Source organism: Wolbachia endosymbiont (group A) of Lypha dubia, assembly GCF_964028575.1.
GTDB lineage: Bacteria > Pseudomonadota > Alphaproteobacteria > Rickettsiales > Anaplasmataceae > Wolbachia > Wolbachia pipientis.
Window position 1 is genome coordinate 1,110,615 of the sequence record NZ_OZ034796.1, and the last position, 13,711, is coordinate 1,124,325.

At 35.3% G+C, this 13,711-nt stretch carries 4 protein-coding genes; 1 reads left to right on the forward strand and 3 read right to left on the reverse strand.

The annotated features are described in order from the left end of the window. The first annotated feature begins 6 nt into the window (after nucleotides 1-6). On the forward strand, nucleotides 7-10,800 hold the full coding sequence (locus ABWU72_RS05655) for an ankyrin repeat domain-containing protein (RefSeq protein WP_353283954.1): 10,794 nt from the start codon (nucleotides 7-9) through the stop codon (nucleotides 10,798-10,800). A gap of 337 nt (nucleotides 10,801-11,137) precedes the next feature. Here ABWU72_RS05655 and ABWU72_RS05660 read toward each other — a convergent pair whose 3' ends face one another. The 3 genes from ABWU72_RS05660 to ABWU72_RS05670 are packed head-to-tail and all read right to left on the reverse strand — an operon-like array spanning nucleotide 11,138 to nucleotide 13,693. Continuing rightward, nucleotides 11,138-11,968 carry an Rpn family recombination-promoting nuclease/putative transposase gene (locus ABWU72_RS05660; protein ID WP_353283955.1) on the reverse strand — a complete coding sequence of 277 codons (831 nt, stop codon included), beginning with the start codon at nucleotides 11,966-11,968 and terminating at the stop codon, nucleotides 11,138-11,140. Then, the gene (ltrA, locus tag ABWU72_RS05665; RefSeq protein WP_006280223.1) at nucleotides 11,965-13,512 is read right to left on the reverse strand and encodes a group II intron reverse transcriptase/maturase; all 1,548 of its coding nucleotides are present in this window, start codon (nucleotides 13,510-13,512) and stop codon (nucleotides 11,965-11,967) included. Before ltrA ends, ABWU72_RS05660 begins: the two co-directional genes overlap by 4 nt. Before the next feature lie 37 nt (nucleotides 13,513-13,549). Beyond that, on the reverse strand, nucleotides 13,550-13,693 hold the full coding sequence (locus ABWU72_RS05670; RefSeq protein WP_173862902.1) for a hypothetical protein: 144 nt from the start codon (nucleotides 13,691-13,693) through the stop codon (nucleotides 13,550-13,552). Between the last annotated feature and the right edge of the window lie 18 nt (nucleotides 13,694-13,711).

Genomic DNA, 13,711 nt, shown 5'->3' on the forward strand with positions numbered 1-13,711 from the left:
GACTCATTGGGTAGTAATATCCCAGATAATATTCGTCAAGTTCTACAACTTGCTCAAATTACCGTTAATGACGTTTCTATTGCTCAACAAACAGATGGTTACAATTGCGGCTTATGGGCATTGGAAAATGCTAGAGATATTAATGCTGCATTGCAAGAGGGTAGAAGTAACATTCCTAATGAAATACGTAACCGTTTGCAAGTTCAGGAAAGGGATGAAGGCTACTTTGTACGCGTTAGAGAAGATGTTTCAGAAGCATTGCGTACAGATCCACAACGTATAGCTAACTTAAATGAAGCTATACTTGCTGAAGCACAAGCACCTAGGAAGAAATTCAACCTAAACAGTTGTGTAAGGCCTGGTGGTAGAAGCAAAAGAAGTGTTAATCCTTGTTTATTTTCAAAGAGTGATGTGGAAAAGTTTAGTAAAGGAAAGGTAGATGAAAATAATGTAGACAAAATTATAATTGATAGTGAAAAGTTCCTAACTTATGTTAAAAGTAGTCAAGATGAAGCGAAAAATGCTCAACTAGTAGAGTTTGTTGGAAGTAAAAGCATTGAAGGTGATCGCAAGTACTTACTTGACAAGGTTGTTGGAGATCAAGGGTATGAACGCTATGTTCAGAACGAACGTATCAAGGATTTGCACGATGATATTATACATCAAGATAGTAGTTTAACAAAAAATCCGAAGCTAAAGGGCAGGTTAATGAATGCTGCAGGTGGAATACAATTGATCAGAGGAATCCACGGTGCTATTGTATCTTGCAAGGATGGAACAGCAACGGATTGTGGATTAAATCTAGGTGGAATAGGATGGTCTTTTGCATCTCAACCAATTGAGAATGTAATGGTTAAAATTGCTCCAAAAGTTGTAACATCAGCTGAAAAGGTTGTGGGAAAAATTATACCAGGTGTTTTAGGTAAACAGACAAAATTTGCTATTCGGGTTGTAGGGGTAAAATTTGGAAGTGCGATAGCAAGAGGTACGGCAGGAGCTATAGCTGGTGTCTTTGATATTGTTGATATAGGGATGTCAGCAAGTAATCTTGTAGATTGTAAAAAAAGGGAGAATAGTGATAATCCATGTGGAGAGAAAGAAATAAGAGATAATATAGCAACTATATCTTTTTCTGGTGTGTCATTTGTTTCTGGCGTTGCTCTTACAGCAGCGAGCATGCCAGTAGTTGGTATTGCAGTTGGGTTTGGGCTGATGGTAGGTTATGGAATTTATAGTGGTATCAGCAATATCGTAGAATACGAGAAAAAGTATGATACAACCCACGGAGAAAATTGGAGCATATTTTGGAGGACGCTTCTTTTTCAATCTATGGCAGCTGATGTACAACATCTTGTAGCTAGAAAAGAGACAGTTAATGGTCTAGCTAGGGAAGTATGGAAAAATCTAAATGCAGACTATACTCCTAGTAATGTTGTTGCTTATGGTATTGGTCTTGGGAAAGTGAGCTATGGTACCCTCCGTCCAGATTATGCAACAATTATGATGAATAGAACAAATGCTAATACAAGAAGCTTTTCGCGTGTTATACCCAATAACATTAAAGGCGCTGGCAGGGTTTGTTTACCACAGATTACTAGTCAAGATTATGAGAAAGGTATTGCAAGTTCTGTGCCATCAGCTAAATACTATTGTGAAAACGCAATGGTTATTAGCCACGATAGAAAAGTAAACATGAAACAAGAGGATAAGACAATTGTTTATGACCTACAAAATGTAAATAGAGGCAAGGTTGTTGGAAGTAACATATGGAATAATAATTTTTTAATTTACTCAGGCACAGAAGAAATAGTTGGTGGCAATAATGTAGCAAATAGGTTTGCTCTTATAAATAACCCTAGCTTTTTAGGTAAAATCATTGGTGGAAGAAACTCTAGTAATATACTTGATTTAAGTCAATTAAGAGAAGATAAAGTTACAGGTGTGATTGACTACCGTTTTAAGCCTAGTAACTATGGACAATTAAAGGTAAAAATAAACAATCGTTTGTTGATTGATGATTATGTTAGTAACAGCCTATTTAATTACCATTATATTGCAAGGCAGAGCAAGGTAGATGAGATCTTGTGCATGGGTTACTCTGAGCACTTTATAGGAAACGATGACCGCAAAGTTATCGTAGATAGTGGTGGTGGTTTTGATAATAACAAGAGAGATATAGTTGAAAATTGCAAGAAAGTAATCATTTCGCCGTATGTTACGGTCAAAGGTGGAAAAAGCAATTATGATTTTTATGTAAAAACTGCAGACTATAAAGGTAAAGGTTTATATTCAGAAATTGATGTGGATGGGACAGGAACTATAATTTTTCCGGAAATCGATTTATTAGGTGATTGTGATCGAATCACTTATTCTACAAGCAGTAATACTTTATCTTTAAAAATAAATTTTGGTCAAAATAATCAATTTACTCTTGATATAAAAAATTATGTTGAACAAAGCAGTAATAAACCTCACTTTGCACTAATAGATAAAAATGGTAGTAATATTGTTCCTAAGATTGAAAAATCAGATTCGTCAACTATAGAAATCACCTCATTTGAATTACATTCAGAACATCCTCTAGATAGTCTTAATGCTGTAGAAAATCATTACAAAAAAATTTTAAACAATGGTAAGGATTACAAGGTTTTTAGTGTTATTAGAGGAAAAACACAAGGTCAAGATAATAATATAGTTCCACACATGGCTTTTGGTTCTTCAGGGGATGATGTGATACACTTCGAACAAGGTACTATGTTTGCAAGAGGAGGAAAAGGAAGTGATGTGTATATTATTGCTAATGATATAAATAATAAAGAAGTTAAGATTGATAATCATTCAGACGATGAAAAAATGGATACGTTATTTATGCAAGAGGTTAAAAGAGATTTTTCAGTCCAGGGATGTGACCTACATTTAAATTACAATAACACTAGTATTCAAGTAAAAAACTATCTTGAAGATCTTAACTATAAGCATCTTATAATCATGAATAAAAAAGGAGAAATTTTTATTCCGAATATACAGTCAATGTCATGTTCTTCTTCAGGAAAAGGGAAATTAGTTCCTTTTTTACAGGCTACACAAACTCAGAATATGTTTGTGTTACCTAAAGATTTTCAAGATGATCATGTAGTGATAGATTCCCGTCTTGAAGATATTGAGCGATATAGAAATAAAGATCATCTTTTACTGATAAGGAATAACGAGGTTCCTTTTATAATAAAAGTAGAAAATTTTTATGATAATCAAAGTAAATGGAGAAACGTTAGTTTTTTTCTGTGGAATGATGGTAATTTTTCCCCATATCTTGGCTTACAGCAAGAAGTTAATGGAATAATGGACTATCAAGATAAACTTAAGAGTGATTATGAGAAAACTGTAAAAGAATACACTATAGACTTCACTGAGTCTGTCGATATTACACATAATCAAAATGGTACTTTAAATTCGATAGAGGAAGATGAAAAGCGTATAGGAGTAATGATACTAAAGAATATTACTCCAGATCGGATTAGAGTTTCTAGTAGTAACACAGATTTGGTGTTTTCTGATGAAGTATCCAATCACACAATCAATATAAAAAGTTGGAATAACAATGAATCTTATAGAATTGCTACATTGGAATTTGATCTAGGTTTAGAACCAATAACAATCCGTAGATTAGATAGGTTTAGCTTATCTGAGGTAGGAAAAGTACAATACCTAATTGATAAAGCTTCAGAAAATTATCAAAATAGAAGTAAATATACCCCTAAAGTAGAAAATGACTTTAAATGTTTGATGTCAGTTGATGATTTTGAAAGAGAAAACAAAGAGCCAACACATCAATGTCTTGGTTTTTCTTCACTCCAGGAACGGGTCGGGTTTACAGAAAATTCCTATAGTTTAGAGCAAATTAAGGAACTTAAAAGTAAAATACCAAGTAGCAGTCAGATTTTATCATTGCTTGAAAAGTTAGAAAACAACCTTTTGCTGAATGGTTATGATAGGAACATAATAGATCGGTGTAATAAGTGGATGACAACTTCTGGATTGGGAGTATTAAAACCATTGGTAAGCAGAGCAGATGGTGAAGGTAAAAGTGATGAAGTTAAAACTCTTCTTGATAGAACTGCTAACAGAAGTAATGTCAATGTTGAACATAAGAATCAGTGTTCACAAAACTGGACGGCTTTGAATTATGCTGTTTATAACGGTAATGTGGAATTAAGCCAAAGTATACTTAAACCATTTTTAAAAAAGAAAGGTGACATTAATGCCTTAACTAGTTGCAACGATGATAATTGGGCGCTTTTACATTATGCTGTTCACTACGATAATCTTGATATGGTTAGCTTTCTTATAGATAAAGGTGCTAAGGTTGACATTCAAAGTAAAAAGGGTAAGACGCCTCTATATTTGGCTATTGAGGAAGCCAAGCAGTTGGATATAGTTAAGCTTCTCCTTGATAGAGGTGCGGATATCAAGATTAAGTACAATGGTAGAACACCTCTGTACTTAGCTGCTTACAATGGTAATTTAGATATAATCACATTTTTTTGTGATAGGATTAAAGCTGAAAGTAACAACTTATTTAAAATAGAGCAGATTAAATTTTTAAAGGAGGAAGTTGTTAACCAAGCGAATATTCCATCCGATACAAAAAGATTGGTAGAGTCTTGTATAAGCAGTTTAAGAGGTTCGATAAAAAGTGAAGCAAAAAGGGTGCTAAAGGACGGTATGCTGAATGGTCGTAGTGCTTCAACTATTGAACTTTTGGATGAGGTTTATAATTTTGATGAAAAGTTGTTTGATAGAGCAATTAAGGAAGCTGTAAATGACACATATTCAAGTGTAGGTATAGAAGGAATATTAAAGTTTATAGGCAGTCACAATTATATTGGTCAGTTTATTTCAGGTTACATAGCTGTGTTTGACAAAATACCAGAGGATGATGGTGCAATGTTTAAATTAGCTTACTCTATTAGAGAGACCATGAAAATGCCTAGGGTCAATTCAGAAGAGAAATCTGATCTTGAAAAGCTAAAAAACAAATTACCAGAATCAGTCAGAAATGCAGTATTTTCATCAGCGGTATGTATTAAAAATGTTGAGTATGGAAGGTACTTATATTCACCTAATAGTGCTGATAATTTCCAATTTGACGATGAAAGGCGTTATGTGTTTACCTGGTCTTCAAAGGTGGGAGACGATGGTAAGTGGAAAGTTGAGCTTAATGGCGATAATGTGTATCTACGGAATGTTGAGTATGGAAGGTACTTATATTCACCTAATAGTGCTGGTAATTTCCAATTTGACGATGAAAGGCGTTATGTGTTTACCTGGTCTTCAAAGGTGGGAGACGATGGTAAGTGGAAAGTTGAGCTTAATGGCGATAATGTGTATCTACGGAATGTTGAGTATGGAAGGTACTTATATTCACCTAATAGTGCTGGTAATTTCCAATTTGACAGTGACAGGCGGTATGTATTTACCTGGCCTTCAAATGGAGGGAGTGGTCAATTTAAGTGGAAGTTTGAAAATTGTGGATCTACTCGCAATAGGCGTAGTATACAAGAGTCAAGTGGTTATAATCAAACTGTAGTAGACTATCAGTCAATATTGACTGAAGAAAATAGTCAGCAAATAGCAAGTAGAATATCTGCTATAGTTGAAGATGTTGAAAGGCAAACCTTTTTAAATCAGTCAAAAAATAAGTTAGATTTAGATAGTTATTTAAATAATAGAGGGAGAAGCAATGCTGCGGATTCTATGAGGAGAGATGTGTGTAGTGAACTCAATGCAAATGGAAGAAGAAATATTGTTCTAAGCGGAAACGATGTATGTGCAATTACTTCAGGTCATGAAACGCTTGATATTGAAAACTTCCCTATTCAAGAAGTAGTGATTAATGATGATGCTGATGGGAAGAAAAGTTTAAGAAGTACATTAGACCTACATCATTTGGTGCAGCAGATAAATAGGGATTTGAGTATAAAACCGATACCAACAGTTATTAAAGGTAAAAGTGATTTATTAATTAAGTTATCTATATCAGCTACTGGCTTACAGCAAGATGTAATAACAGTCAGGCTGAAAGATGCACTTGTAAATAAGTGGTATAAAAAATTACAAATTATTTTTGATAATGCACCGATGGAAATCGATGATAGTTTAGGTTTAAAGTCTTCGTTCTTTATTTCTGATGAAAAAATTATTGTAGTAACACCTCAAGACATAGAAGAAAAGAATAAATTAGTAATATCTAAAAAAGCAGGACAGTATACCTATCTTCATGATAAATACGACTTGATAGTTACCAATGCTTTTAATGCTAATATAGAAGCAAGCGAGTTGTGTATTATACGGTTTAAGGATTTCTATAAAGAATCTAAAATGAAAACATTAACTATAAAATTTACTGACAAAGAGATATTATTAAGTAACGAAATAGATAAAATAAATAATTCAGACAGTATTGATAAATTAAATAATGTGAGTTCTATTGTTAATTCACAAGAGAGTTCTATACATTCAGAGGTTCCAAACAGTGGAGACATAAATGCTCAAGGTAAACTTGACAGAACACTGTTGCATCTTGCTTCCGAGGCAGGTGAATTTGATAAGGTGAAACTTCTTCTTGATAGAGGTGCTAATATTGAAGTTCAAGATAAATTTGGGTACACACCAATATTTCTTGCTACTCAGTCAGGTAAATGGAGTATAGTAAAACTACTCCTTGATAGAGGAGATAATATTGATGCTCAAGATGAGAAAGGTCAAACACTTTTACACTTTGCTGCGTCAGGGAATAATTTAGATATGGTTCAATTCCTTCTTGACAGAGGCGCTAATATTGAAATTCAAGACAAGCTTGCTTGGATACCAATACTTTATGCTGTTCAGTCAGGTAAATGGAATGTGGTAAAACTTCTTATTAGTAACGGTGCTAAATTTAATAATGAAATAACGATTCAAGGAACGCCTTTACATTTTGCTGTGCAAGAGGGTAATTTAGATATGGTCAGATTTCTTCTTGATGAAGGTGCTGACACTGAATCTCAAGACAAAGATAATAAAAAGCCTTTACATCTTGCTGTTGAAGCAGACAGGTTGAACATAGTAGAACTTCTTCTTGATAGAGGTGCTAGTGTCAATGCTAAAGATGAGAATAATAAAACACCTTTAGACTTAGCCACTAAAGAAGATGTGAAAGAGCTTTTGAAGAGAGCACAATTGGATCAAGGATTGTTAATTAGTGCACAAGATGGTAATCTTGATAAAGTAGTAGAATATTTTATCGGGAAGAGAGTCAGCTTAAAGGTTAAAGACAGAGATGGTAAAACACCTTTAGATTTGGCTGAGCAGAAGGGTCACACAGATATAGCAAAAGTGATAAAGCAGATGCAGTTAGAGTTGGATAAAAAACTGTTATCTGCAGTAAAAAATGGTGATCTTAATAAAGTTGAGGATTTTATTAGCCAAGGTAGTAGCTTAGAGGTGAAAGATAGCAATGGTAACACTCTTTTACATTATGCTTCTCAGAATGATCATTTGGAAGTAGTAGAATATCTTGTCAAAAAGGGAGCTAGCTTAAAAGCTAAAAATAAAGATGGTAAAACACCTTTAGATTTGGCTGTTCACAAGAATTATATAAGTATAATAAAATTTTTGAAAAAAACACATTTAGATTTAGATAAAAAATTGTTGGCTGTAGCAAACGGTGACGATCTTAATAGAGTCAAGGCTCTTGTTAGCCAAGGTGCTAGTTTAGAAGCGAAAGATAACAGTAATAATACTCCTTTACATAGCGCTTGTAATAACGGTCATGTAAAAGTAGTAGAATATCTGATCAAAGAGGGGGCTAGCTTAAAGGCTAAAAATAAAGATGGTGAAGTACCTTTACACGCAGCTGCCCAACATGATAGTACACTTGAAGTAGTTGAGTTTATTTTGAACAGAGATCCTAGTGGTATTAATGATATAACTAATGACGGTAGAACGCCTTTACATTTAGCTATACAAGGAAATAAAACAAACACGGTTGAACTCCTTCTCAGAAAAGGTGCGAGTATTGCAGTTAAAGATAAAAATGGTAAAACACCTTTAGATTTGGCCAAACAAGAAGATTACACAAGTATAGTAGAAATGATAGAAAAAGTACAAATAGCTTTAGATGAAAAGCTATTGACTGCAGTACAGAATGGTAATCTTAATAAAGTTAAGGATCTGACTAATCAGAATGCTAATGTTAATACTAGAGATAAGTACAGTTGGACACCACTACATTGGGCTGCGTATAAAGGTCATTTAGAAGTTGCAGAGTTTTTAGTAAAGAAAGGTGCTGATGTTAATGCTGCAAGTGAAAATCTTTATGGCAGCAGACCTATACATATTGCTATTGAGAACAATAATAAAAATATTATAGAGTTTCTTCTCAGCAAAGAAGTAGGTGTTAATGATACTGACAAGCAAGGTTATACACCACTGCACTATGCGGCATGGAGAGACCGTTTAGAGGTTGCAAAGTTCTTGATAGAAAAAGGAGCTGATATCAATGCTGCAGACACTTCTACCGCTGGTAAAAAGCCTATGCATGTTGCTGCTGAAAATAATAGTGAAAGTGTTATAGAGTTTCTTCTTGAAAAGGGAGTGAGCGTTGATGAGGCTGATAAAAATGGTTGGACACCACTACACTATGCTGCTAGGTTCGGCCAACTAGAGGTTGCAAAATTTCTGATAGAAAAAGGAGCTGATATCAATGTTGCAGATGCTTCTATTGCTGGTAAAAGACCCATACATGTTGCCACTGAGGAGAATAATAAGGATATTATAGAGTTTTTTCTGAGCAAGGGAGCGAGTGTTAATGATACTGACAAAGATGGCAGGGCGCTATTATACTGGGCTTCTTGGAGCGGCCATTTAGATTTGGTAAAGTATTTTATAGATAAAGGAGCCAACATTAATGCTGAATGTAATGATAGTAAAACGCCGCTAGATGTTGCTATTGATCTGAAATATAATAGTGTTGTGGAGTATTTACAGCGAACACAATTAGACCTAAATGAACAATTATTAGCTGCAGTACAAGGTGAAGATTTTAAGAAAGTTAAAGATCTTGTAAGCCGAGGTGCTAGCTTAGATGCTAAAGATAAGGAAGGTAAAACACCTTTGCATTTTGCCGCTCAAGAAGGCGATTTGGGCATGGTCCAATTTTTCCTTGATAGAGGTGTTAAGATTGAAGCTAAAGACATATATGGATGGACACCTTTACACTTTGCTGCTTCTAGTGACAAGCTTGACATAGTTAAGTTTCTGTTTAATAAGAACGCTAATATTAAAGCTAGAGATATCTACGGCGATACGCCTTTACATGTGGCTGCTCGGTATAGTAATAAGCTTGAAATAGTTGAATTTCTTTTAGACAAGGATGCTAATGATATTAATGATGTAACTAATGACCGCTCTACACTTTTACATGTAGCTGTCGAGGGAAACAAATTAGATACAGTCAAATTCCTTCTTGATAGAGGTGCTGACATTGGAGTCAAGGATGTTCATAACCAAACACCTTTGGAATCGGCTATTCAAAAGGGTTACACAGATATAGTTAAAGCTTTGGAACAGGAACGATTAGGTAAAGAGTTATTTACTGCTGTGAGAGAATTTAGTCTTCCTAGAGTTGAAGAGCTTATCAGTCGAGGAGCTAATGTTGATACTAAAAACAAGAATGGTAAAACACCGCTAGACGTTGCTATTAATACAAAGAACGTTCTTGAAGAGGATCATGAATCTCTCAATAGTTCATTATTGCTCACCCAACAAGGTCATATAGTGAGAGTTTTAGAACAGGAGCAATTACGCAGGAAGTTGTTTACTGCTGTAAGAGAAGAAAATCTCCCTAAAGTTAGAGAGCTTATTGGTCAAGGGGCTGATGTTGATGCTAAAAAGGATGGTAAGGCGCCACTAGATATTGCTAAAGAGAAACTAAGAGAACGTGGTAAAAACGAAGAATGTAGTGATATTGTGCAGTGCTTAGAAAAACTCAATCAGAAAAGAGGAGAAGCTGTACAACGCAGACGCCGTCATCATATGTCGAGAAAACCACTTGCTATAGACCAACCTAAGATAGCAGCAAGCAGTGGCACAAGACCATCTTCATGGATAAATGATTTACTTGGTTGGGTGAAAAGCTCTGTAGGTAGATTATTGAGTTCTAAACCTGAGAGCACTCCAAGTCCAATCTCACAAGTAGATGCAAGAGTGGATGTAAATGGTACAATAATGTTACTTGACGTGCTTGTTAGAAAAGTTACAGGTCAGAAGTATATTTCTACAGTAGATCAGCCTATATCTCCACTAGAGGCACAGGGATATGCACTCAATATTACAAAGGGATTTGAGAAAGTAGTAGAGCAAGCTGGATTAAAAAGTGGTGTGTCAATGCATCGATTAAATATTGATTATATGGGAATGCAGAAAGAGATTACTAGAAAAATCATGAGTGGTAAATTTAATGAGATTTCGGGGATTTTAAAATCGTATGTAGAGAAAGCATGCCCTGATGAAGAAGCTGGTAAATTAAGTCCAAAGAAATTTGAAAAGTTTATGCTAGAGTTTAATAAGGGTCTGCTAAATCAATCAATAGAGCAGATATTACACAATGGAGATGGTACGTTAGAAGTGGATGATGCAAAGCAAATGAGTTTAGAGCCTCAAAGTTATTTAAGTAATGCTTCTATTCAAAGCCATTCAAAAGTATCAACTTGTCTTTCTGATATAGGAGTAACCAAGCTTGGAGGTAATCTCAATAGGTGAGTTATAATATAAGGGGTGGAGCTATAATATGCCAAGTAGTGGAAAATTTAAAGTGAGGGTAGCCAAAATAATTAGGGAAACCAGTAGCAAGTTTGATAGTCTTAATACTAAAATGGATGAAGTAGACATTAAATGCTAAGTGGTTAATATATTTTCCATATTGAACTTACAGCACATAGCTTTGATATAGAAGTTTGGGTAACGTTATGATAGTAATTTATATAATTCTATGTACAATCTTCATAGCTGTTTTAGACAGTTCACTAGATTCTTAATGAGGGGATATGTCTAACTTAGAGAGGGTTTTCATAAATGTTGAAGTGAATAAGTAGGGATATTATGTTTTTTCCTTGAGTTGTAAAATTTCAGAATGAGAGAGATCGGTAATTTGAGCGATAACATCTATAGAAACACCAGCCTTGAGTGAGTTTTTGGCCACAGCTATTTTAGTCTGTTTTTCACCCTCTTCTCTCCCTTTTTCTGCACCAATCTTGATGCCACGTTCTTCACCAATGAGGATGCCTTCTTGTCTACCTTCTTGTCTACCTTTTTGAGTAGCATCATCGAGTTTTTGAGCAAGAATAGCTTTTTCTTTTTGCACGCTCAATATTCTTTCTTCATATGCGATCAAATCCTTTTCATTCCAGCGGAACCTGTCTAATTCATCATATGCTAGCTTTATTATCGGAGCTTCTGCTGCTATCTTTTTCAGATCTTCATCAGTTGTTTCTTCTGCGTATTTAAAAAAGAAACACCATCTCTCTGTAGTATTCTCTAACTGCTCTACTCTATTTTTTGTAAATTTAGGCAACTCAATAAAGACAAATTGTAGATCTTTTAAGTAATGACCATTGGTTTTGATATCCCGTATATTATGAGTAGAAATATAGTCAACTTCTTCAGGCAGAAGGTTACAATTGGAAATAGCAATAAAGAAGACTTTCTGAAGATCAATATAATTACCAGATTTATCTAATTGTCTTGAGTAAGCCTTAGCAGCATAAAGTTGAGCGCGTTTTTCAAAGCCCTTATCACGAGCGAGCTGGTTAGGTAAGGAAGTAGTATTGCTACTACTCCCTCCCTTAGAAACGCAGCATGCAGGTTTCCCCACACTACGCTTGAGCCCCTTATCTAAGTCCTTCTTTTCTCGAACCGGCTTGTCCTTCATGATTCCTCAGAAAACATCATTCTTAATGGTGACACCAACAGTAGAGAACCTTCTCTTGAGAAAGAGCTTGCTAACATTTTTGTTTGTTTCACTCTTTCATCAAAATACTTTTTCCATTTTAAGTCAAGTGGATTTGCATCCGCCCTGATTTTAACATGTCGTCTGATAGGTATATCAATCAACCTAAGCAGTCTTAAATACCTTATCTCTTTCGGTTTGTTCTTGCATATGGGTGCAGCAAAGACCCATTGGCGTTGTTTCATTACCTTGAAGTAACGATTCTTTATCCAACGTAATCCTTTACGAGGATGTCTTTTCTTTGCCCATTTCCATAGAGCACACATAATTTCATGGTCTATTTTGTTAAAAGCTCTTTTCGCACACACATGGCTGTAGTAATTTCCCCATCCCCTTAATAGGGAATTGAGCAACTTGATTAGTACGGCCTGAGTGTTCGCTATGTTTGCCTTTATCAATGTACGTGCTTTATTAAGAAGTTTCTTAATACTTTCTTTTGAAGGTTTTATAATTAACTTCTTATTATACCTGCGTACATTACAACCAAGAAAGTCAAACCCTGTTGTAATAGATGTAATTTTTGTTTTCTCTTCGGAAAGGATAAGACCTCTCTCCTGAAGAAAGGACGATACTAGAGGTTTTACTTCATTTTCCAGTACTTCACGTGTGATTCCTGAAATGATAAAGTCATCTGCGTACCTGATTACATTTACTCCACTTCTGATTTTGCTTCTTCTTTTACTGCCAAGTTTACCAAATTGACTTTCCAATGATTTTTCAAGTCCATTTAGGGCTAGATTTGCTAGTATTGGAGAGATGATACTACCTTGTGGGGTACCTGCAGTTGTGGAATACAGAGTTTTTGATTCTAGGAAGCCAGCTTTTAACCAGCTATGAAGAATTTTCTTCTCCATAGGAATATGCTTCATGAGCCATTCATGGTTAATGTTATCAAAACACCCTTTAATATCACCTTCGAGTATCCATTGTAGTTGGTTACGGCTTGCCAGTAACAAGTGACAAGCCACAGTAGCGTCTGCGCAGGATCTTTTTGGTCTAAAACCATAAGAGTGACGATCACTGATCGTTTCAGCTATCGGTTCCAAAGCAAACAAGTATAATGCTTGCATGGCTCTATCTTTTATCGTAGGGATTCCAAGAGGTCTTCTTTTGCCATTAGACTTACTGATGTATATCCGTTTTAGCGGAGAAGGTTTGTATCCTCTTTGTTTTAATAGCTTTATTCCTTGAAATTTTGTGTTGCAAGTTGACCATATTTGACGATCTACACCTGCTGTGTTTTTTCCTTGGTTTTCAGTTACTCTCTTAACCGCCAAAGCTTTGCCGCTAAAAGAGCGTGTGAGAAGGTGTTGTAAAGTTTTCACCTTACCCCATCTGCCTTGTTGGACAGCCTTAACAATACGCCTCTGTAGCCTCATAACAACTTTTTGGCATTTCTTCCAGGGTAACTGGTTCCATGCTTCGGAGTTATTGGTAGGTGCACTTACAGTTGTACTTGTAATCATCTGCTTTCCTACCTTAAGTGGTTAACAAAGTTTCTTGTCATGAGGGACCAAATGGAAGTCTGCTCGTTTTCACGCGAATTAATGTTACAAATTCTATCCATTTCGTTACAAAATGGCATTCGCTTTCTCCATTATCCTTTACCTGCACATCCATCAGCATTCCTTGCGGGTTGCCTGCCATATAGGCGAAAATACAGGC